The organism is Mesorhizobium sp. M0016 (assembly GCF_040324035.1).
In the GTDB taxonomy this organism is placed as follows: domain Bacteria; phylum Pseudomonadota; class Alphaproteobacteria; order Rhizobiales; family Rhizobiaceae; genus Mesorhizobium.
This window is the reverse complement of sequence record NZ_JAMYVM010000002.1, coordinates 50,069-71,150: the sequence shown is the minus strand read 5'-3', so window position 1 is coordinate 71,150 and position 21,082 is coordinate 50,069. Positions and strand designations below refer to the sequence as shown.

The window sequence follows — 21,082 nt, the reverse complement described above, 5'->3', positions numbered from 1 at the left end:
AAAAGCCGGCGTCACAAAACCAAGCACTGAAAGGCCTCGCGCCAAGCGACGACCATGGGGATGACCATTCGTGCCCGCCGTGATACGAGACCGCCGCAACAAATGAAAAGCGCCGGTGCGCCGGCATTCCGTCCAGGGAAATTCCATGTCTCACGCCGCCGCTGCCAAGCCGGCCACCGCCCGCAAATCATCCGCCCTTTCCGGCACCGCTCGCGTGCCGGGCGACAAGTCGATTTCGCACCGTTCCATGATGTTCGGCGGCCTTGCCTCCGGCGAAACCCGCGTCACCGGCCTGCTCGAAGGCGAGGATGTGATGCGCACGGCGGCCGCCATGAAGGCGATGGGCGCGCATATCGAGAAGCGCGGCGCCGAGTGGGTGATCCGCGGCACCGGCAATGGCGCGCTGCTGCAGCCGGAAGGCCCGCTCGATTTCGGCAATGCCGGTACCGGCTCCCGCCTCACAATGGGCCTCGTCGGCACTTACGACATGGAAACGACCTTCATCGGCGACGCATCGCTGTCGGGACGGCCGATGGGCCGCGTGCTCGAACCCTTGCGCCAGATGGGCGTGCAGGTGCTGAAGGCGACGCCGGGCGACCGCATGCCGATCACGCTGCATGGGCCGAAACACGCCGCACCCATTACCTACCGCGTGCCGATGGCCTCGGCGCAGGTGAAGTCGGCCGTGCTGCTGGCAGGCCTCAACACGCCCGGCATCACCACCGTGATCGAACCGGTGATGACGCGCGATCATACCGAAAAGATGCTTAGGGGATTTGGCGCCAATCTCTCGGTCGAGACCGACGAGCGCGGCGTGCGCCACATCTTCATCGAGGGCCAGGGCAAATTGACGGGGCAGACCATCGCCGTGCCCGGCGACCCCTCCTCGGCCGGCTTCCCGCTGGTCGCGGCACTGATCGTGCCGGGTTCGGACATCGTCATCGAGAACGTGCTGATGAACCCCACCCGCACCGGCCTGCTTCTAACGTTGCAGGAAATGGGCGGCCAGATCGACATCTTGAACCCGCGCAATGCCGGCGGCGAGGATGTTGCCGATCTGCGCGTGCGCTACTCCGAGCTCAAGGGCGTCACCGTGCCGCCCGAGCGGGCGCCGTCTATGATCGACGAATATCCGGTGCTGGCGGTTGCCGCGAGCTTCGCCGAGGGCGAGACGTTGATGCAGGGGCTGGAAGAGCTGCGGGTGAAGGAATCCGACCGACTGGCAGCGGTTGCCAATGGGCTGAAGCTCAACGGCGTCGACTGCGCCGAAGGCGAAGCTTCGCTCGCGGTGCGCGGAAAGCCCGGCGGCAAGGGGCTGGGCGGCCATCCCAATGGCCAGGACACGACGGTGCAGACGCATCTCGACCATCGTATCGCCATGAGCTTCCTGGTAATGGGGCTGGCAACGGAAAAGCCGGTGACCATCGACGACGCCGCCATGATCGCGACGAGTTTCCCGGAGTTCATGGGTCTGATGACGGGGCTCGGTGCGGAGATCGGGTAGGTTGATGCCAAGCGCAAAGCAAGCAGAGATGTCGGCGGGACAGCGCCCCCCTCTGTCCTGCCGGACATCTCCCCCTCAAGGGGGGAGATCGGCCGTCACAGCGGCTTTCGCCAGTTTTCGAAATTGCAGGAAAGAGTGGGGCGCAGAAGCTTCTGATCTCCCCTCTGGAGGGGGAGATGTCCGGCAGGACAGAGGGGGGCGCGAAGGATCGCGGCGTCTGTCTTTCGTGTTGGCCCGCCAATGACCTTCACCATCGCCATCGACGGTCCCGCCGGCGCCGGCAAAGGCACGCTGGCCCGACGGCTGGCCGACCACTACCGCCTCAACCTGCTCGACACCGGCCTCACCTACCGCGCCGTCGCCTATGCGTTGATCCGGCACGCGCTGCCACTCGACAATGTCTCAGCAGCCGAAACCGCCGCACGCCAGGTCGATCTGGCAAAGCTCGACCGTGCGGTGCTGTCGGCGCATGCGGTTGGCGAGGCGGCCTCGAAGGTCGCGATTTACCCTACCGTCCGGCGCATCCTGGTCGAAAAGCAGCGCGATTTCGCCAGGACACCGCCAGGCGCGGTGCTCGACGGGCGCGACATCGGCACGGTTGTGTGCCCTGACGCCGACATAAAGCTCTATGTGACGGCGAGCGCCGAAGTGCGGGCGCAGCGCCGGCTGGCCGAGATCGAAAGCATCGGCGGCACCGCCGATTTCGCCGAAATTCTTGCCGATATTGTGCGCCGCGACGAGCGCGACATGGGCCGCGCCGACTCGCCGCTGAAGCCGGCGGCGGACGCGCACTTGCTTGATACCTCCGAAATGGCTATAGAGGCCGCGTTTCTGGCGGCCAAAGCGATCATCGACGACGCCCTGGCCAAGAGAGACAAAGCCTGATCCAGGGTTTTCCCGCTCCACCGATTGCCGGAAGCGAAGAAAATACCCATATCGGGCACGAACCAGCCTGCCAGCATTCTTCATGCGCCGGAATTGCCGCTTAGGCGGCCCAGGGCTTTTGTAGCCCGGAACGCCGGCAGGCCAACGCAACGCTAACCCACGGCGCCCGTCCCGCTTCAGATGCGGGGCACTCCAGGAGAAAATATGTCAGCTGCAAATCCCACTCGCGACGATTTCGCGAGCCTGCTCGAAGAATCATTTACCACCGGTCACTCCGGCGAAGGTCAGGTCGTCAAGGGCACGATCCTGGCGATCGAAAAAGACATGGCCATCATCGATGTCGGCCTCAAGGTCGAAGGCCGCGTGCCGCTGAAGGAATTCGGCGTCAAGGGCAAGGACTCGACGCTCAAGGTCGGCGACACGGTCGAGGTCATGGTCGAGCGCATCGAAAACGCGCTGGGCGAAGCCGTCCTGTCGCGCGACAAGGCCCGCCGCGAAGAGAGCTGGGTCAAGCTCGAAGAGAAGTTCACCAAGGGTGAGCGCGTCGAAGGCGTCATCTTCAACCAGGTCAAGGGCGGCTTCACCGTCGACCTCGACGGCGCCGTGGCCTTCCTGCCGCGCAGCCAGGTCGATATCCGCCCGATCCGCGATGTCTCTCCGCTGATGCACAACCCGCAGCCCTTCGAGATCCTCAAGATGGATCGCCGCCGCGGCAACATCGTGGTGTCGCGCCGCACCGTGCTCGAGGAAAGCCGCGCCGAACAGCGTTCGGAAATCGTGCAGAACCTCGAAGAAGGCCAGGTTGTCGAAGGCGTCGTCAAGAACATCACCGATTACGGTGCGTTCGTCGACCTCGGCGGCATCGATGGCCTGCTGCATGTCACCGACATGGCATGGCGCCGCGTCAACCACCCGACCGAGATCCTCAACATCGGTCAGACGGTCAAGGTGCAGATCATCCGCATCAACCAGGAAACCCACCGCATCTCGCTCGGCATGAAGCAGCTCGAGAGCGATCCGTGGTCCGAGATCGGCACCAAGTTCCCGATCGGCAAGAAGATCAAGGGTACCGTCACCAACATCACCGACTACGGCGCGTTCGTCGAGCTGGAGCCGGGCATCGAAGGCCTCATCCACGTTTCGGAAATGTCGTGGACCAAGAAGAACGTGCACCCCGGCAAGATCCTGTCGACGACGCAGGAAGTCGACGTGGTCGTGCTCGAGGTCGATCCGGCCAAGCGCCGCATCTCGCTCGGCCTCAAGCAGACGCTCGAGAATCCGTGGCAGGCTTTTGCCGCGAGCCATCCGGTCGGCAGCCAGGTCGAGGGCGAGGTCAAGAACAAGACCGAGTTCGGCCTGTTCATCGGCCTTGAAGGCGACGTGGACGGCATGGTGCACCTCTCGGACCTCGACTGGACCCGTCCGGGCGAGCAGGTCATCGAAGAGTACAATCGCGGCGACATGGTCAAGGCGCAGGTGCTCGACGTCGACATCGACAAGGAGCGCATCTCGCTCGGCATCAAGCAGCTGGCCAAGGATACGGTCGGCGAAGCGGCGACTTCAGGCGAACTGCGCAAGAACGCGGTCGTCACCTGCGAAGTCACCGGCATCAAGGATGGCGGCCTGGAAGTGCGGCTGGTCGACAGCGGCATAGAGACCTTCATCAAGCGCAACGACCTCAGCCGTGACCGTGACGAGCAGCGCCCCGAGCGCTTCTCGGTCGGCCAGAAGCTGGACGCCCGCGTCATCGCCTTCGACAAGAAGACCCGCAAGCTGCAGGTCTCGATCAAGGCGCTGGAAATCGCCGAAGAGAAGGAAGCCGTCGCACAGTACGGCTCTACCGACTCCGGCGCTTCGCTGGGCGACATCCTTGGCGCCGCGCTGAAGAAGCAGGGCAGCTAAGCCGCTTTGCGCGCAGCGCGTAAGCCGCTTCGCGCAAGCGTAAGCCTCGGCTGCGCCTCGCGCGCAGCCTGAACAAGAAAACCCGCGGGCCGCAAGGCTCGCGGGTTTTTCATGCTCGGCTGCGCGATTGGCACTAGACTAAGACTGTGCAACCCCTTCAATTCCACACGCGCGGTTGTAGGCTCGGCCGTCGTTGCAGACGTAAACACGGAAGTCCGGCCCTTCGGGCAACGGAGAAGCATGCGGGATGAAGGTCGTCGAACTCTATCGCTATCCGGTCAAGAGCCTGCGCGGCCATGCCGTGCCGAGCGCCGACATCGAGACAATGGGCATGGAAGGCGACCGCCGCTGGATGGTCGTCGACAAGGATGGGCAGTTCCTCACCATTCGCCAGATACCTGATATGACGACGATCGACGTCGAGCATCGCGGAACGGGCATCCTGTTGAAACATGACAGGCATGGCTCGCACTTCGTCGAGGCTCCGGCTCCCGGCACCGCGCTCCGGCAAGTCAAGATCTGGAAGGATATGGCTGCCGCGCGGCCGGGCGATCCGGCCGCCGGCGCCTATCTCTCGGCTATTCTTGGCCGGCCTGTCGATCTCGTCTATTTCGACGATCCGCAAAACCGGCCGGTCGATGCGGAATTCGGCCAGCCCGGCGATTTCGTCGGCTTTGCCGACGGTTTTCCGCTGCTGATCGCCACGACAGGCTCGCTGAACCATCTGAACAGCCATCTTGCCAGGCCCATCGAGATGGCGCGGTTCCGGCCAAACATCGTCGTCGACGCAGAAGGCGCATGGCCTGAAGACAGCTGGAAGACGATCCGCATCGGCACGGTGGAGTTGCGGATCGCAAAGCCCTGCTCGCGCTGCGTCATCACCACCCGAGATCCGTTGAGCGGCGAGCAGCCGGACCCGCGCGAGCCGTTGCAGACGCTTGGCAAACTCCACCGCTCCGCCAAGGGCGGCATCATCTTCGGCCAGAATGCGATTCCCAACAACGCCGGCGCGATCGCCATCGGCGACGCAGTCGAGGTCGTGGAAGCGGGCGTCTCGAACCTGACGTAGTCGCAGGCCTTCTAATGCCGTGGAGGCGTCGGCGGACGCCATGATTGAATGGCCAACCTCCGCTGTAGACTCAGGCGAGGTCGGCAAAGGCCGCCATCGGAAGCCAAACCAAATGAGTCGCCTGCGCGGCGGAACTTCAGGCGCGGCCGTAAAGTGGCGCCAGCGTTCCGCTCATTGCCAGATTGGCCGGTGATGCCAGATAGGCGATTGCCTCGGCGGCGGCTTCGAGGCTGACCCATTTGCCGAAATCGGCATCCGGCATGTCGGCGCGGTTGGCCGGCGTATCGAGCGTCGAGGGCGCCACCGCGTTGACCAGTATGCCTTTGTGCTTCAGCTCTTCCGCCATCGCCACGGTCATCGCCGCCACTGCCGCTTTGCTCGCGGTATAGGCGACCATGCCGGCGCCTCGGCGCGGGTCGAGCCCGGCGCGTGCCGTGACATTGACGATGCGGCCCGCTGTGTTCGAGCCCAACATGGAGCGCACTGCCGCGCGGCAGCACAGAAAGGCGGTGCGGGCGTTGGTGTCCATCATTTCGGCAAAGGATGCGGATTCGATCTTCTCGACCGGGGCTGCGGCAAAGCCGCCGGCCAGATGGATGGAGGCCCACAATTCGGGGACGCTGTCATAGAAGGCATCGACCTTGGCAGGATCGGCGAGATCGACATTGTGCGCCAGCCGGACGCGATCATGGGCCGCGAAGGGGAAATGCGAGGGGGCCGACGCGTGGGCATTCGGCACATGGCAGATCGCGCCGTCCGCCAGCAATTTGCCGACGACCGCGGCACCCAGCGCCCCGGTGCCACCGGTCACCACGATATGCTTGCCCTGAACTGTTTCCGTCATCCTGGACGCTCCTGTCGTTTCTTATGATTATGTCGCTTGTCGTGCCGCGCCGACGCAGAGCGTCGCGCCTTTTGCACGATCACTCAACCGACATCTCGACATGGCAGTTGTTGCGTCTTTGCATCGCTCGAAGTCGCCGACCGCCCCCTTCTGACCCGCGCATTGACGTAAAGCGCGCGGTCAAGCGTCAGTCGATGGTGATTTCGATGACGTGCGGCAGTCTGGTTGCGCGTGCGCGTTTGAGCGCATCGGCGAGACCGGCAGTACCGGCAAGCCGTTCGGCTGATATGCCGTAGGCCTCGGCCAGCTTGCAGAAATCCGGCGGCGCCGGCGACACGCCGACCGGCTCGACGCCGACATCGAGCATCGACGTTTCGATCTCGCGATAGCATCTGTTGTTCCAGACGACGAAGATGACCGGTGCGGGTGCATCGAGCGCCGCGCCCAGCTCCGGCAAGGTGAACTGGAAGCCGCCGTCGCCGGTGAGGCAGACCACCGGCACGCCGGGCATGGCAAGGGCTGCGCCGATCGCCGCCGGTGGTCCGTAGCCGAGCGCGCCGAAACCGGTGGCGGCATTGAACCAGCCGCCTGGCCGGTCATGGTCGTAGTAAAGGTTGGCGGCGTAGATCGGCTGGGTGGAATCGCCGACGATGATGGCGCCCGGCAGCGCGTCGCGAATGGTTTCCACCGCACGCACCTGCGCGGCATAGGCCGGGCTGAGCTCGGCAAAGGCCGCCTTTCTCGACGCGGCTGCGCGGCTCTCGCCGTCCTTCGCCGCGGCATGATCAGGGTGGAGCGCGCCAAGCAGTGCGCCAAGCGCCTCCGCGCAATCGGCCTGGATGCCGACGCTCACCGGGCGGCGGGCGAGCTGGTCGGCGCCGATATCGATGCGGATCAGATTGGCGGGCAGCACGAAGCCGCCATCGCTGTAACCGTCATAGTCGGTCGGGCCGAATTCGGTGCCGGCGGCGATGACCAGATCGGCGTCTGCCATCAGCGCACGCACCGCCTTCAGGCTGGGGCTGGCCGGCACGCAAAGCGGATGTGCATGCAGCAGACCGCGCGCATTGGCGGTCTGGGCGACAGGCGCGCCGAGCCGCTCGGCCAAAAGCTGCAATGGCTGTTCGGCGCGCTTGGCGCCGCCACCGGCAAGGATCAGCGGCCGGCGCGCGGCTGCGATCAGTTTGGCTGCCTCGGCAATGGCCGCGCCATCCGGCGCCGGCGGCGCTGCATTGGTGAGCGAAGCAGCGATGCCGTCGGCCGGTTTGACCATGACGTCGGTCGGGATCTCGATATGGACGGGGCCCGGCCGCGACGACGAAAACAGCGCGAAGGCCCGCGCCAAAGCGCCAGGCAATTCGCTGGCCTCGGTGACACGCTGCGAAAACAGCGCCACCTTCTCCATCATGCCGCGCTGGTCCGGCAGTTCGTGCAGGAAGCCCAGTCCCTTTCCCAACGTCGGCATCGCGTTGACGCCCGAAATCACCAGCATCGGCACCGAATCGGCGCGCGCCTGGCCCATTGCGGTGATGGTGTTGGTCAGCCCCGGTCCGGTGATGACAAAGGCAACGCCCGGCCGGCCGCTGGCACGGGCATAGCCGTCGGCCATGAAGCCGGCGCCCTGTTCGTGACGCGGCGTGACATGGCGTATCTTTGAACGCGCCAGCCCGCGATAAAGCTCGACAGTGTGGACGCCAGGAATGCCGAAAACGGTGTCGACGCCATGCGCTTCGAGCAGCGTGATGAGGGCTTCGCCGATGGTGGTCATGGGTTCTCTCCCGTTAGTGCCGACCACTGTTCAACGGAAACAATGATCGGCTCTACCTCTTTGTTTTTAACGCAATTCCGGACGGAAAACCGCTTCTCACTTTTCCTGGAATTGCGTTTGCGGCGCGAGGCCGAGCTCGGCCTCTATGGCTTTGACGCCGATCCCCGCCAATTCGCCAGGCGAGAACATCTCTGCGGCCAGACAGCCTTCGATCCAGAGCCCGTCGATGATCGCGTTGATCGCGATGGCATGGCGGCGCAGCTCATTTGCGTTTGGCCTGCGCTGCTCGGCGCCGAGCACTTCGGCAACGACTGCTTCCACCTCGTTGCGAAAGCCGAGATAGCCTTCGCGGTGGGCGCGAGCCAGGCTCGGATCCGCGCCGGCGCGGCCGATGAAGGTTGCCCAGAGCGAAAACACGCGTGCATCGATGATCGGCGCGTTGAGGTTGGCGGCAACGAAGGCCGCAAGGCGCTGGCGCGGCGAGGCGTCTTCCATGAGCAATGCCGCCTTCGCCTGCTCGGTCATGCGGCCCATCAGCGCCGCGTACGCTTCCTGCAGCAAGTCTTCCTTGCCGGGGAAATAGTGCCGGATCAGCCCGGCGGTGACACCGGCGCGCAGTGCGATGGTGCGCAGGCTGGCGCCCTCCAGCCCATGTTCGGCCACGCTGTCCAGGGTCGCGTCGATCAAATCCTGCCGCCGCCGCTCCTCGCCCTCGCGGCGGAACTTGCGGCGCTCATTCATTGCCGCAGGATGGGCCGCGTCAGGCATGTCGGCCCACCTTCGCAGGCGATGCAGAGGGCATCCGCCTCGAAGATTTGAACCGTGCAGCCGGCGGCTTCCATCGCGGCCTTGGTCTTGGGAAAGCCGGCGACGGCAATGACCTTATGCGGGCTGGTCGGCAGCACGTTCAGGCTGAGGCCGTTGGACGCGGCAAACTCTTCGGCGTCGCCTTCCACCAGCCGGATGCCGCGCGCCTTCAGCAACTGATAGAACGGCGCCGGCAAAAGCGGTGAATAGACCAGGGCCAGGTCGTCGGCCAGCGGGCTGATCACCGACATCAGATGCAGGCACGCCTCCTCGCCCTGCCACAGCGGCAGATCGAAGCCGTAGACGGAAATGCCGAGCGGCGTCAGCAGGTTGGAAACCTGCTGTATGCCTTCCTGGTTGGAGCGCACCCCGCGCCCGATTACCAGCGTGTTTTTATCCAGCCATACGCAATCGCCGCCTTCGACCTGGCCGGGAGCCTCGACGCGGCCGAGGATAGGAATACCCAAGCGTGTGTAGGTTTCCTCATGCAGCGATGGCTCCCTGGCGCGCAGTGGCTTGCCCATGGACAGGATCAGCGCGCCGCGATCGGTCATCAGTGACGGATCGTGGGTGAATACGGAATCCGACAGCCCGTCGGCATTGTCATCGATCCATTCGATTTCGGCGCCGGACGCCGTCACCAGCTCAGCGAGAGCCGCGTGCTGCGCCGCCGCTTTCGCCGGGTCGAAACCCGGGCCATAGTGCCAGGTAGCCCGGTCGGCACCGCGCATGGCATTGGCCGCCGACCGCATCAGCACGCGCCGCAACGGCGCCGCCATGGACTGTGATCCGAAAGCGCTCATCAGTGCCCTTTTCAATGCCGTGTTCAGGGTGAAAAAAATGGAAGAAATTTCATCGGAGGCTATTTATACACTTGCACAATAAGGCCGCAAGTGCCGTAATGAGCGGGATTGACGGGCTCGCGCTGTTGGGTCCATGCTGAAGTCTGGAGTGGGCATTACAGCGTATGTTGATTAGCCGGATAGACGTTCGACGATCTGCCGTGGACCCTGTGGCAGAGGTTCCCCGGTGAGCGCGGCGGGAACCGCCGCAGTCCAATCCGGCAAGGCGCAGGACGGCGCCGCCGAAGCCATCCATGTCGAGAACCTGCACAAGAAATTCGGCCATCTGCATGTGCTGAAAGGCGTTTCGCTGTCGGCGCGCGACGGCGAGGTGATCGCCATTATCGGCGGCTCGGGTTCCGGCAAGTCGACGCTGCTGCGCTGCATCAACTGCCTGGAAAACCCGACCAGCGGCATCATCCGCGTCAATGGCGAGGAGATCAAACTCAAGGCCGACAGCCACGGCCACACCGTGCCCGCCGACCGCCGGCAGATCGAACGCATCCGCGCCAAGCTCGGCATGGTGTTCCAGAACTTCAACCTGTGGAGCCACATGACGCTGATCGAGAACGTCATCGAGGTTCCGGTGCATGTTCTGGGCGTCAGGCGCGACGTGGCGATCAGGGAAGCCGAAAAGCTTTTGGCGCGCGTCGGCCTGGCCGAAAAGCGCGACGTCTATCCGGCCTATCTCTCGGGCGGCCAGCAGCAGCGCGCGGCGATCGCCCGCGCCCTGGCCATCAACCCGCGCGTCATGCTGTTCGACGAGCCGACCTCGGCGCTCGACCCGGAGCTGGTCGGCGAGGTGCTGAAGGTGATCGGCGACCTGGCGCGCGAGGGCCGCACCATGGTGCTGGTCACGCATGAAATGAAATTCGCCCGCGAGGTCGCGACCCATGTCGTCTACCTCTGCAACGGGCTGGTCGAGGAAGAGGGGCCGCCGGAGCAGATATTCGGCGCACCGAAATCCGAAAGGCTGAAGCAGTTCATCCGCAACATCGGCTAGGACAAGCCGGGACGGAAGAAAACCGGGAACCAACAACAAACTGGGAGTCGTGACATGAAGACTGTTCTGAAAACATTCGCCGCAGCGCTGCTGCTCGGCGTCGCCGCCATGGGCGTGGCCAAGGCCGATCCGGTCAAGATCGGCGTCGCCGCCGAGCCCTATCCGCCCTTCACCTCGCCGGACGCTTCCGGCAAATGGGTTGGCTGGGAAATCGAGTTCATCGACGCCGTCTGCGCCGAGGAGAAGCTCGACTGCGTCATCACGCCTGTCGCCTGGGACGGCATCATCCCGGCGCTGACGACCAAGAAGATCGACGTCATCGCCAGTTCGATGTCGATCACTGCCGAACGCGAGAAGACCATCGACTTCTCGGATAAGTACTACAACACGCCGACCGCCATCATCGGGCCGAAGGACCAGAAATTCGGCGCCACGCCCGACGATCTCAAGGGCAAAGTGCTCGGCGTGCAGGTGTCGACCACCCATTCGGCCTATGCCAAGAAGCATTTCGGGCCCACGGCCGCCGAGATCAAGGAATACCAGACGCAGGACGAAGCCAACAACGATCTGGCCGCAGGCCGCCTCGACGCCGTCCAGGCGGATTCGATCGCGCTCGACGCATTTCTGAAGTCGGACCAGGGCAAGGCCTGCTGCGATCTGAAGGGCATGGTGGCTCCGGACGATGAAGTGCTCGGACCGGGCGTGGGCGCCGGCGTGCGCAAGGAAGACACCGACCTTAAGGCCAAGATCAACGCCGGCATCAAGGCGATCCGCTCGAACGGCAAATATGACGAGATATCGAAGAAATACTTCGATTTCGACATTTACGGTGGTGGCGGCGCGCAGTCGAACTGACGATCCTCGCATGAGCTGAGGGGCATGGCGCCAACGCCATGCCCCTCCTGCCCGACCTTTCCCAGACATGCTTGCCGCCGGCGCTGCCGTCGGCGGTGGTTGGACCCAGCAATCCGGGGGCGACGCTGATCGACGCACTTCTTTCGGCCTCGGCGGCCGGCATCATAGAACTTCTCTCGCCCAATCCGCCGGGCTGGGGCGGCACGCTGTTGCTTGGGCTGCTCCATTCGATCGAGATCGCGCTCGGCGCCACGGTCCTCGGTCTTCTGATCGGCACCGGTGGCGCCTTTGGCAAGCTCTATGGCGGTCCTGTCGTGCGCGACCTGCTGGCGGTTTACACCACCATCGTGCGCGCCGTGCCCGAACTGGTGCTGATCCTGCTGCTCTATTATGCCGGAACAGACCTGATCAACCAGGCGCTGACCGCTATGGGCTACCAGCGCGTCGACATCAGCGGCCTTGCCGCGGGCATCGCCGTGCTCGGCTTTGTCCAGGGCGCCTATTCGACCGAAGTGATCCGCGGCGCCATCCTGGCCATACCGCAGGGCCAGATCGAAGCCGCCCGCGCCTATGGCATGTCACCCGGGCTCATGCTGCGGCGCATCACCTTGCCGGCAATGCTGCCCTTCGCCATACCCGGGCTCGCCAATCTGTGGCTGATCGCCACCAAGGATACGGCCCTTCTGGCGGTCGTCGGCTTTTACGAACTGGCGCTGGCGACGCGGCAGGCGGCGGGCGTCACCAAAGCCTATTTCACCTTCTTTTTCGCCGCGGGCGTGCTCTATCTCATCTTGTCGCTGGTCTCCAACCTGCTCATCGGCCGCCTCGAGGCCTGGTCGCGGCGCGGTATGCCGTCGCTCAAGGATGCGCGCTGATGGCCGGAGAAGCGACCATCATCAACGCTGCCGCGCGCACGTCGCTGTGGCTGCAGCCGCATCGCATCGTGCTGATCCTGGTCGCGATCGCGCTGGTTTTCGGCGCAGCCTTCTTCATGCGCTGGGATTGGCTGCCGCAATATTACGAAATGGGGCTTCTCGGCATCTGGCGGTCGCTGTGGATCCTGGCCGTCACCTGCTTTCTCGGCTTCCTGCTCGCCGTGCCGCTCGGGCTGGCGCAGGCCGCCGGCCCGTTCTGGCTTTCCGCTCCAGCCAGGACATTCTGCACCGTCATCAGGGGCACGCCGCTGCTGATCCAGCTGTGGCTGCTCTATTACGGGCTGGGCTCGCTGTTTCCGCAATATCCGTGGATTCGCGAATCCTGGATGTGGCCGTATCTCAGGCAAGCCTGGCCCTATGGCGTGCTGGCGTTGACCTTGTCCTTCGCCGGCTATGAGGGCGAGGTGATGCGCGGCGCCTTTGCCGGCGTGCCGAAGGGGCAGCTCGAGGCAGCCCGCGCCTTCGGCATGAGCCGCTGGAAGATTTTCCGCCGCATCTGGCTGCCGCAGGCCATCTACCGGGCGCTGCCGACGCTGACCGGCGAAACCGTGCTGCAGCTGAAGTCGACGCCGCTGGTAGCGACGATCAGCGTCATCGACATCTTCGCCGTCTCGTCCAAGGTCCGGCAGGACACCTATCTCACCTACGAACCCTTGCTGCTTTTGGCGCTGATCTACATGATCATCACCGGCATACTGGTGTTTGCATTCAGCAAGATCGAGGCGCGCATACCGAACAAGGTGGGCTAGGGAATAGTGAGCAGGCAGTAGTGAGTAGTCAGCATATGACCGGGAAACCGCTTGCTTTCGCTACTCCCTACTGACTACTCCCTACTCACTCTCACCACCAATCGGGTCCGCACCATGCAACTCTCTCTCGACCAGGCAACAGGGCTGTGCCGGATGGCGGCGCTCGGCGCCGGCGCCAATGAGGAGGCGGCGCGGTCGCTCACCGCCTCGATCATTGCCGCCGAGGCGGAAGGGCTTTCGACCGTCGGGCTGACCCATTTCATCGATTACCTCGAAGCGCTGGAAGCCGGCCGCATCGACGGCAATGCCGATCCGGTGATCACCAGGCCGGCGCTCGCCGTCTATCTCTCCGATGCGCGTGGCGGCCTCGCCCATACCGGCTTCGACCGCACCATCGACGACCTCGCCAAGGCGGCAAAGCTGTTCGGCGTCGCCATCTTCTCGCAGAAGAACGCTTATACGTGCGGCGCACTAGGCTATTTCACCGGGCGTCTGGCGCAGCTGGGATTGGTCTCCTTCGCCGCCACCAACGGGCCGGCGGTGCTGGCAGGCTCGGGCTCGGTCAAGCCGGTCTATTGCACCAACCCGATGTCGTTTGCGGCACCCGCCGCCGATGGCGCGCCGCTGGTCATCGACCAGTCGTCGAGCGCCACCGCCTTCGTCAACATCCGCAAGGCGGCCGAGGACGGCAAGAAGATCCCCGAAGGCTGGGCGCTGGACGCCAGCGGCAATCCGACCACCGATCCGGCCGCTGCCATGAAGGGCGCCATGCTGGCCTTCGGCGGCCAGCGTGGCGCCAACATCGCGCTGATGGTCGAAGTGCTGGCGGCTGGCCTGTCGGGCGCCAACTGGTCGCTCGACGCGCCCTGGTTCTCCGGCGGACCGGACAGCCCGGGAACCGGCCTGTTCGTGCTCGCCGTCGAGCCCAAGCTGCTCGACCCGGATTTCGAGCAACGCATGAAGGACCAGCTCGACCGGCTGCGCCGGCGCTTTGGCGTGCACGTGCCGGGCCGGGCGCGGGCCGAAGCGGCCGAGAAGGCGCAGGCGCGCGGCATCAATGCCCCCAAAGCCGTGGTGCAGCGCATTTCCGAATTCGCCGAGCGCTATTCGGGCTGAAGCAGTCCTGCGACAACGGATTTTTACGCGACCTGGCTGAACCTTTCTACCGATCGCAACGACCAATAGCTGCCGGGTCGGGTTTGCCCGGTCGGTGTCTTCTGTCGGATGCGTTTAGGGCCCGGGCGGGCGTATGCCGTCTCAGCTTATCCGCCCCGTTGCGCTCTGTCTCGACCGTTGCGTCACCCGGAAAACCCCGCTTCGGCGGGGTTTTCTGCGTTCGTGCTCTGTGTGCTAAAACATGATGGCGGCAGTTAACTTTTGTGAACTTGACTTGCCGGAACCATCGGGCGTTTGCAAGGGATCGTCACAACAACAGGAGCTACGATGTCCGCAACCACCGACGCTTCCCGGGGCAAACTTATCGTTCCGGTGTTTGGCCGCCTGTATTCGTCGCTGCATGATGGCGCCGAAACCCTTCTGCGCGTCGTCGCCGGCGGGTTTCTCACCATTCACGGCTCGCAGAAGATCACCAATCCTTTCGGCGCCGCCGAGATGGTCGAAGGCCTCGGCTTCTATCCCGGCGCGTTCTGGTCGCTGCTTGTGTCCTGCACCGAATTCTTCGGCGGCATTCTGATCGCCATCGGCCTGTTGACTCGGCCCGCCGCCTTTGCCGGCATGATCGTGCTGCTGGTCACCGTCTGGTTCCACTGGATCACTGTCGGCCAGGGCTTTTCCGGCGCTGAAAAGTCGCTTCTATGGGCGGCGATCCTGCTGTTCTTCGTTATCCGCGGCGGCAACCGCCAGTCGGTCGACGCGCGCCTCGGCAAGGCGTTCTGAAGGGTCCATAAGAGGGGGGCAGCGACGACGCGTCACCCTTTGCCTTTGGCCCAAAACGGACTATGAAACGGCTTCAGCCAAGCTTTCGAGCGCCGGAGCCAGCCATGACCGAAATCCTGCAGATCCCCAAGCTCGTGGTCGTCTTCGGCGGCTCCGGCTTCGTCGGCCGCCACATCGTGCGGGCGCTGGCCAAGCGCGGCTACCGCATCAGGGTGGCGGTGCGCCGGCCCGATCTGGCGGGACATCTGCAGCCGCTCGGCAATGTCGGCCAGATCCAGCCGGTGCAGGCCAATGTGCGCGTGCGCTGGTCCGTCGACCGCGCCGTGCAGGGCGCCGACCATGTCATCAATCTGGTCGCCATCCCGCATGAAAGCGGCCGGCAGAAATTCAACACCGTGCACGAATTCGGCGCCCGCGCCGTCGCCGAAGCCGCACGCTCGGTCGGCGCAGGGCTCACCCACATCTCGGCGCTTGGCGCCGACCTCAACGCCGAGTCCGACTATGCGCGCACCAAGGCGCTCGGCGAAAAGGCCGTGCTGGAAACGATCCCGGACGCCGTCATCTTCCGACCGTCGATCAATTTCGGACCTGAGGACAGTTTCTTCAACCGCTTCGCCGACATGGCGCGCTATTCGCCGGTGCTGCCGCTGATCGGCGGCGGCCAGACCAAGTTCCAGCCGGTCTATGTCGGCGATGTCGCCGAAGCAGTGGCGCGTTCGGTCGAGGGCAAGATCAAGGGCGGCCAGATCTATGAACTCGGCGGGCCGCAAGTGCTCACCTTCAAGCAGTGCATGGAAGAGCTGCTCACCGTCATCGAGCGCAAGCGGCTCCTGGTGCCGGTGCCGTGGTGGATGGCCAATCTGCAGGCCTCGATCGTCGGCCTGCTGCCCAACCCGTTGCTGACCAAGGACCAGGTGCTGCTGCTGCGCCAGCCCAATATTGTGTCGGAGGAGGCCAACAAGGCCAACCGGAACCTTGCCGGCCTCGACATCCAGCCGCAGTCTATCGGCACAATCCTGCCCAGCTATCTCTGGCGCTTCCGCGCCGCAGGCCAGTTCCAGCGCAAGCCTGCCGGGATCGCGTAACAAGGCGTTGCGCCGTTAAACGCGCCGCGTGACCTGCATCGGCAGGCCGCCCTGCGGCTGTGTCGTCAGTTTCTGCACCGGCCACGGCTTGGTCTCGGCGGTCACATCGAAGCGGAAGCGCGACAGCATGATGGCCAGCGCAATGATCGCCTCCTGCATGGCGAAGCTGGCGCCGATGCAGATGCGCGGACCGGCGCCGAACGGCAGATACTGGAAGCGGTCGATCTTCTCGCGGTTTCCCGGATGGAAGCGTTCGGGCATGAAGGCGTCGGGCATGTCCCACAGTTTTCTGTGGCGGTGGACGACCCAAGGCATCACCAGTACGGCCGCGCGCTTGGGGAGCACCAGATCGTTCCAGGTCTCCGTCTCGATCGGCTCGCGGTTGATCGACGGCGCCGGCGGATAAAGCCGCAGCGCCTCCTCGAAGGCGGCGCGGGTGAACGGCATTGCCTCGAGCCATTTCGTTGGGTCGGGTTCGCGCGCCAGCACGGCCTCGATCTCGCGCTCGACCTTTTCGCGCTCCCACGGCGCTTCGGCGAGGCAGTAGATCGTCCAGCCCAGTGCCCGCGCGGTGGTCTCGTGGCCGGCGCCGATGAAGGTGATGATGTTGTCCTCGACTTCCGCCCGCGTCAGCCCGTCGGGGCCTTCGGCGCGCAGCAGAAGCGTCAGGAAATCCTGCGGCGCGGTGTCGGGGTCGCGCTTCAGCCGCTCCTCGCGCATCTTGACCGTATCGGTGACGATCTTGCGGAAATAGGCCATGGTCTTGCGGCCGCGGATGCGGGTCAGCCGCGGCAGCCATTCGGGCGCGCGCAACAGGTCGAGCGGATCGACGCGGCCCATGGTCTCGAACAGGCGGTCGATCTCCTGCGCGAAACTGCCGGGCTCGCCCGCAATCTCGCCCGAAAACAGCGTCTCGGCCAGGATATCGTAGGTGAGCAGCGTCATGTCATGGGCGACATCGGTCATGCCGCCTTCGTCATAGCGGGCGACGAACTGCATCGTGCGGCGCAGCATCGGCTCGGCGAAGCCGAAGATATGCCGCGGCGTGAACACCGGCGCCATCGCCTTGCGCGAGCGCTTCCACACCTCGCCTTCGGCGGTCAACAGCCCGTCGCGCAAGATCGGTCGCAGGATCATCTGGCGCACCGTCGCCATCTTGTAGTTCTTGGCGTTGTCGATCAGCACGTGACGGATAAGGCCGGGATCGTTGGCGACGATCAGATGCCCGCCGACGCCATTCGCCGAAATCCAGGGCTCGTTGTAGGTGTGCTCGCCCCACAGTTCGAGCGGATTGCGGTAGACGATCCGCATCATCTCCAGCGTCGAAGGCGGCGTCGTGCGCGGCTTGGGCGCCGACGGCACGAAGGGGACGGGCTGCGTGTCCATGAGGTGCTCCGCTGATAGCTCAGATGTAGTGGCTGGAAATCCGGGCGTCCATGTGACCGAACGGCAAACTGAAACGCTGCAGCGCCCGGTGTGCCCGACAGACGGTGTGTTCATCGGATCGTGACCGCCGGTGAAACGGTTGCGGCTTGTCCGGTTGGACACTCTGCCATAGGTGACAGTTACCAACAGCTACTGCCAATCGCCCAGGAGAGTCCGCTTGAAGCACAAGCTGAACATCATAATCGGCAGCACGCGGCCGGGCCGCGCCGGGCCGGTCTTCGCCCACTGGCTGGAGGATTTTGCCCGCGAGCACGGCAAATTCGAACCAGTGCTGACCGACATTGCCGCATTCCAGCTGCCGGTTCTGGACGAACCGCACCATCCGAAACTCGGCAAATACGAGAAGGACCATACGAAGGCCTGGTCGAAGGCAATCGACGCCGCCGACGCCTTTGTCTTCGTGGCGCCGAATACAATTATTTCGTCGCTCCGGCGATCGTCAACGCGATCGATTATCTATCGCGCGAATGGAAATACAAACCTGCCGCCATCTTCAGCTATGGCGGGGTTTCCGGAGGCCTGCGCGCCGCGCAGGCGCTGAAGCCACTGCTGACCGCGGTGGGCGTCATGCCCATCTCGGAAGGCGTCGCGCTGCCGATGTATCAGAAACTGCTGGAGAGCGACGGCTCCTTCCAGGCTAGTGAGCAGGTAGAGGGTGGGACCAAGACCATGCTGGACGAGCTCTCGCGCTGGAGCGGGGCGCTGAAGCCGATGCGGGCTGCGTAACGCAGCCGGCCCCGGCTTGCTCATGCCATAAAGAGGTGGAATGGTCGGCAGGTGACTGAGCCGGGGGCGGTTCGATTTGCGCCTGTTGTTTGCCTTGCTGTTGATGCTTGCGACCACCGCCACAGCGGTGGCGGAGCGGCGCGTGGCGTTGGTCATTGCCGAGGACGACTACCGGCTGGTGCGGAAGCTCTCCAATCCGGTCAACGACGGCGAGGCGATGGAAGCGGCGCTGAAGAAGCTCGGCTTCGAGGTCGTGGTCGAGACCAATCGTGATCTCAGGCGCATGCGCCGGGCTCTCGACGATTTTCGCGAGGACGCCATGGGCGCCGACGTGGCGCTGGTGTATTTCTCCGGCCATGGCGTCGAAATCTCCGGCGACAACCGTCTTCTGCCGGTCGATGCCGATGCCTCCTCGCTCGACCAGCTGGAGAAGACCAGCCTGCCGCTGGAGGAAGTGCGCGATGCGGTTGCCGCCACGGCGAAGGTCGGGCTGATCGTGCTCGACGCCTGCCGCAGCGATCCGTTCACAGGCGGCAACGGCGACGGGCGTGGCGCCACATCGCTGATCAAGGACCTGGTGGACAAGATCAAGCCGGGCCTCGGACGCGTCGGCAAGGCGGAAAACATCCTGTTCGCCTTTTCGGCGGCGCCCGGCGAGACGGCTGCCGACGGTACCGGTGCGAATTCGCCCTTTACAGCGGCGCTGATCAAATACCTCGGCGCCGACGGGCTCGAAATCCGCTCGGTGCTGACGCTGGTGCAGCAGGAGGTCTACGACCTTTCGCGCGGAAAACAGCTGCCCTACGTCGAGAGCGGGCTGCCGAAGCTGTTCTTCGCCTCGGCGACCAAGGAACAACTGCCGGAGCGCGAGCGGCTGTTGCTTGCCATGGCCGATGTGACGCCGGAAATGCGCGGCGCGGTCGAACGGGTCGCCACCGATGCCGACATGCCGCTGGCGCCGCTCTATGGCGCGCTGATCAGTTCCGACACCAGCCATCTCTCCGGCGAAAGCCTGGACGCCAAATTGCGCGAGGCCGCCGACGCCTTCGTCAAGGTGCGCGGCGAGATGAAGACGCTGGCCGCCGACGACCCGCAGGTGACCGAACTGCGCCGCCAGGCCGAGGAACAGTTGGCGCTCGGCGCTTTCGATGGTGCACGCGTGATCCTCGCCAAGGCCGCCGACGTCGACAATGTCTCGCGCCAGGCGTTGAAGGCCAATTTCGTCAGCCGCACCCTGTCCGAAGCCGCGACGCGATTTCTCTCGGGCGGCGCGGCGCGTGCCACCCTGGACTATGCAACCGCCATCAAGGACTATGAAACGGTGCTGGCGCTCTATGGCGAAGCCGGGCAGACCTCGCTCAGCCTGGAACAGGCCGACCGCCAAAGCCGCACGCTGGAAGAGCTCGGCATCCTCTACACAACGGTCGGCAACACCGACGCCGCCGGCCGCGCCTTTGCGGCGCTGGTCGCCAATCTCGAGCAGCGGTCACGTCAGGAAACCGATCCCAGCGTCAAGCGCGACCTCGCCATCGGCCATATCAAGTTCGCCAACATCAAGATGGCGCAAGGCGATCTGCCGGCCTCCCTGCAAAACTATGAGGCGGCCAGGGACATGTTGCAGGGCCTGACCACAAACGTGCCGGACAAGAAGGACTGGCTCGGCGATCTCGCCATGGCCCATGACAAGATCGGCAATGTGCTGGCCACGCAAGGCGATGTGGGTGCGGCAGCCCAAGCCTACCAGCAAAGCCTGTTCATCAAGCAGCAATTGGCCGATGCCGAGCCGAACAGCGTCTATCTGCTGCGCGACCTGACCATTACCTACGACGAAATCGGCGGTCTTGCCCGCACCGCCGGCCAGCTGGATGGCGCCCAGACTGCATTCGAAGAGAGCCTGAGAATTCGGCTGGCGCTGGCGCAGAACAACCCCGACGACCCCAGGCATCAGCGCGCCGTCTCCGTCAGCTACACCAGGATCGGCGACGTCCTGCGCGAGCGTGGCGACGCTGCGGGCGCGCTCGACGCCTACAACAAGAGCCAAATAATCGCCGAAGCGCTGGTGCGCCGCGACTCAAACGACACCGATTTGAAGCGCGACCTGTCGGTCGGTTACGCCAAGATCGGCAATGCTTACGGCGACCAGAAGGACTGGCCACTCGCGTTGGAGGCCTACCAGCAGGCGCTGGCCACGGCGCGAGACCTTGCCGCCAGCGACCCAGGCAACACCGATTGGCAGCGCGACCTGTCAGTCTGTCTGGAAAAAATTGCCGGCGTGTTTGATGCCCAGGGCGATATCGCCGGTGCTTTGCAGAACTACCAGGACAGTCTCGTCATTGCCGACCGGTTGGCAAAGCTCGACCCGGGCAATTCCGACTGGCAGCGCGACCTGTCGATCACGTTCGAGGAAATAGGCCTGCTGGAGACCAAGCAGCGCCACTATGAGGGCTCGAAGAAGGCCTTCGAAGCCAGCCTGGCCATCCGCCAGCGGTTGGCCCTGTCCGATCCGGACAATGCGATCTGGCAATTCGATCTGGTACAGGCCTACATCAACTATGCCTATGTGGCGAAGAATCCGAAGGCTGTGTTGTCGCAGGCGCTAGACCTGACGCTGGAGCTTGACCGCACAGGCAAACTGGCGCCGAGGGACAAACCCACGATCAAATATCTGCGCCGTCTTCTGGCCAAATTGAAAGCCGCGAAAAAATAGCCGGCTGCCAGCTCGGGATTCAGCCCTGAAATGCCCGCAAACCTTGGAAAAACCGCCTT

General features: G+C 64.4%; 17 protein-coding genes and 1 pseudogene. 13 read left to right on the top strand and 5 right to left on the bottom strand.

The genetic code is table 11. From position 1 onward, the window contains the following. Positions 1–145 precede the first annotated feature (145 nt). The 4 genes from aroA (at position 146) to NKJ88_RS03085 (ending at position 5,360) form a co-directional block, all read left to right on the top strand. Positions 146–1,504 carry a 3-phosphoshikimate 1-carboxyvinyltransferase gene (gene aroA, locus NKJ88_RS03100; RefSeq protein ID WP_023671314.1) on the top strand — a complete coding sequence of 453 codons (1,359 nt, stop codon included), beginning with the start codon at positions 146–148 and terminating at the stop codon, positions 1,502–1,504. A 240-nt stretch (positions 1,505–1,744) separates the two neighbouring features. Then, positions 1,745–2,389 carry a (d)CMP kinase gene (gene cmk, locus NKJ88_RS03095; protein ID WP_023671315.1) on the top strand — a complete coding sequence of 215 codons (645 nt, stop codon included), beginning with the start codon at positions 1,745–1,747 and terminating at the stop codon, positions 2,387–2,389. Positions 2,390–2,593: 204 nt separating this feature from the next. Continuing rightward, complete coding sequence (rpsA, locus tag NKJ88_RS03090) at positions 2,594–4,291, top strand: 30S ribosomal protein S1 (RefSeq protein ID WP_023671316.1); 1,698 nt, start codon at positions 2,594–2,596, stop codon at positions 4,289–4,291. Between the two features lie 247 nt (positions 4,292–4,538). Further along, entirely contained in the window at positions 4,539–5,360 is an 822-nt protein-coding gene (locus NKJ88_RS03085) for an MOSC domain-containing protein (RefSeq protein ID WP_023689216.1), read from the top strand. A gap of 136 nt (positions 5,361–5,496) precedes the next feature. Here NKJ88_RS03085 and NKJ88_RS03080 read toward each other — a convergent pair whose 3' ends face one another. The 4 genes from NKJ88_RS03080 to NKJ88_RS03065 all read right to left on the bottom strand — a co-directional run bounded on the left by NKJ88_RS03080 (position 5,497) and on the right by NKJ88_RS03065 (position 9,582). Beyond that, positions 5,497–6,204 (bottom strand): SDR family NAD(P)-dependent oxidoreductase, encoded by a 708-nt coding sequence (locus NKJ88_RS03080; protein ID WP_023671318.1) that lies wholly within the window; start codon positions 6,202–6,204, stop codon positions 5,497–5,499. A 187-nt stretch (positions 6,205–6,391) separates the two neighbouring features. Continuing rightward, positions 6,392–7,972, bottom strand: a complete 1,581-nt coding sequence (locus NKJ88_RS03075) for a 5-guanidino-2-oxopentanoate decarboxylase (RefSeq protein ID WP_023689217.1) — start codon at positions 7,970–7,972, stop codon at positions 6,392–6,394. 96 nt (positions 7,973–8,068) lie between these two features. Further along, positions 8,069–8,740 carry a TetR family transcriptional regulator C-terminal domain-containing protein gene (locus tag NKJ88_RS03070; RefSeq protein ID WP_023671320.1) on the bottom strand — a complete coding sequence of 224 codons (672 nt, stop codon included), beginning with the start codon at positions 8,738–8,740 and terminating at the stop codon, positions 8,069–8,071. Further along, positions 8,710–9,582, bottom strand: a complete 873-nt coding sequence (locus tag NKJ88_RS03065; protein WP_023671321.1) for a dimethylarginine dimethylaminohydrolase family protein — start codon at positions 9,580–9,582, stop codon at positions 8,710–8,712. Before NKJ88_RS03065 ends, NKJ88_RS03070 begins: the two co-directional genes overlap by 31 nt. Positions 9,583–9,808: 226 nt before the next feature. Here NKJ88_RS03065 and NKJ88_RS03060 point away from each other — a divergent pair, with 226 nt between their 5' ends. From NKJ88_RS03060 to NKJ88_RS03030, 7 genes are all read left to right on the top strand, one after another. Continuing rightward, entirely contained in the window at positions 9,809–10,624 is an 816-nt protein-coding gene (locus NKJ88_RS03060) for an ABC transporter ATP-binding protein (RefSeq protein WP_023671322.1), read from the top strand. Between the two features lie 54 nt (positions 10,625–10,678). Next, positions 10,679–11,479, top strand: coding sequence for a transporter substrate-binding domain-containing protein (locus NKJ88_RS03055; RefSeq protein ID WP_023671323.1), 801 nt, complete (start codon positions 10,679–10,681; stop codon positions 11,477–11,479). 161 nt (positions 11,480–11,640) lie between these two features. Beyond that, positions 11,641–12,354, top strand: coding sequence for an ABC transporter permease (locus NKJ88_RS03050; RefSeq protein ID WP_196813869.1), 714 nt, complete (start codon positions 11,641–11,643; stop codon positions 12,352–12,354). Further along, the gene (locus NKJ88_RS03045) at positions 12,354–13,163 is read left to right on the top strand and encodes an ABC transporter permease (RefSeq protein WP_023689221.1); all 810 of its coding nucleotides are present in this window, start codon (positions 12,354–12,356) and stop codon (positions 13,161–13,163) included. Before NKJ88_RS03050 ends, NKJ88_RS03045 begins: the two co-directional genes overlap by 1 nt. Positions 13,164–13,277: 114 nt before the next feature. After that, positions 13,278–14,279, top strand: coding sequence for an Ldh family oxidoreductase (locus NKJ88_RS03040; RefSeq protein ID WP_023714560.1), 1,002 nt, complete (start codon positions 13,278–13,280; stop codon positions 14,277–14,279). Between the two features lie 327 nt (positions 14,280–14,606). Further along, complete coding sequence (locus tag NKJ88_RS03035) at positions 14,607–15,059, top strand: DoxX family protein (protein WP_023823889.1); 453 nt, start codon at positions 14,607–14,609, stop codon at positions 15,057–15,059. A 104-nt stretch (positions 15,060–15,163) separates the two neighbouring features. Beyond that, a complete protein-coding gene (locus NKJ88_RS03030; RefSeq protein WP_023823888.1) occupies positions 15,164–16,144 on the top strand; it encodes a complex I NDUFA9 subunit family protein in 981 nt (326 codons plus the stop codon). 15 nt (positions 16,145–16,159) lie between these two features. On the opposite strand, the gene NKJ88_RS03025 is transcribed toward NKJ88_RS03030, so the two are convergent. Then, positions 16,160–17,530, bottom strand: coding sequence for a cytochrome P450 (locus tag NKJ88_RS03025; protein ID WP_023823887.1), 1,371 nt, complete (start codon positions 17,528–17,530; stop codon positions 16,160–16,162). A 217-nt stretch (positions 17,531–17,747) separates the two neighbouring features. Between NKJ88_RS03025 and NKJ88_RS03020 the strand changes: the two are divergent. Continuing rightward, positions 17,748–18,316: pseudogene (locus NKJ88_RS03020) on the top strand (NADPH-dependent FMN reductase). A 76-nt stretch (positions 18,317–18,392) separates the two neighbouring features. Continuing rightward, on the top strand, positions 18,393–21,023 hold the full coding sequence (locus NKJ88_RS03015; protein WP_352443554.1) for a caspase family protein: 2,631 nt from the start codon (positions 18,393–18,395) through the stop codon (positions 21,021–21,023). The last annotated feature ends 59 nt before the right edge of the window (positions 21,024–21,082 follow it).

What these genes read in the sequence shown, in the direction of transcription:
- aroA (WP_023671314.1), top strand. Translation starts at nt 146, where the DNA reads ATGTCTCACGCCGCCGCTGCCAAGCCGGCCACCGCCCGCAAATCATCC.
- NKJ88_RS03065 (WP_023671321.1), bottom strand. Translation starts at nt 9,582, where the DNA reads ATGAGCGCTTTCGGATCACAGTCCATGGCGGCGCCGTTGCGGCGCGTG.
- NKJ88_RS03085 (WP_023689216.1), top strand. Translation starts at nt 4,539, where the DNA reads ATGAAGGTCGTCGAACTCTATCGCTATCCGGTCAAGAGCCTGCGCGGC.
- NKJ88_RS03040 (WP_023714560.1), top strand. Translation starts at nt 13,278, where the DNA reads ATGCAACTCTCTCTCGACCAGGCAACAGGGCTGTGCCGGATGGCGGCG.
- NKJ88_RS03035 (WP_023823889.1), top strand. Translation starts at nt 14,607, where the DNA reads ATGTCCGCAACCACCGACGCTTCCCGGGGCAAACTTATCGTTCCGGTG.
- NKJ88_RS03075 (WP_023689217.1), bottom strand. Translation starts at nt 7,972, where the DNA reads ATGACCACCATCGGCGAAGCCCTCATCACGCTGCTCGAAGCGCATGGC.
- NKJ88_RS03025 (WP_023823887.1), bottom strand. Translation starts at nt 17,530, where the DNA reads ATGGACACGCAGCCCGTCCCCTTCGTGCCGTCGGCGCCCAAGCCGCGC.
- NKJ88_RS03045 (WP_023689221.1), top strand. Translation starts at nt 12,354, where the DNA reads ATGGCCGGAGAAGCGACCATCATCAACGCTGCCGCGCGCACGTCGCTG.
- NKJ88_RS03080 (WP_023671318.1), bottom strand. Translation starts at nt 6,204, where the DNA reads ATGACGGAAACAGTTCAGGGCAAGCATATCGTGGTGACCGGTGGCACC.
- cmk (WP_023671315.1), top strand. Translation starts at nt 1,745, where the DNA reads ATGACCTTCACCATCGCCATCGACGGTCCCGCCGGCGCCGGCAAAGGC.
- NKJ88_RS03070 (WP_023671320.1), bottom strand. Translation starts at nt 8,740, where the DNA reads ATGCCTGACGCGGCCCATCCTGCGGCAATGAATGAGCGCCGCAAGTTC.
- rpsA (WP_023671316.1), top strand. Translation starts at nt 2,594, where the DNA reads ATGTCAGCTGCAAATCCCACTCGCGACGATTTCGCGAGCCTGCTCGAA.
- NKJ88_RS03030 (WP_023823888.1), top strand. Translation starts at nt 15,164, where the DNA reads ATGACCGAAATCCTGCAGATCCCCAAGCTCGTGGTCGTCTTCGGCGGC.
- NKJ88_RS03055 (WP_023671323.1), top strand. Translation starts at nt 10,679, where the DNA reads ATGAAGACTGTTCTGAAAACATTCGCCGCAGCGCTGCTGCTCGGCGTC.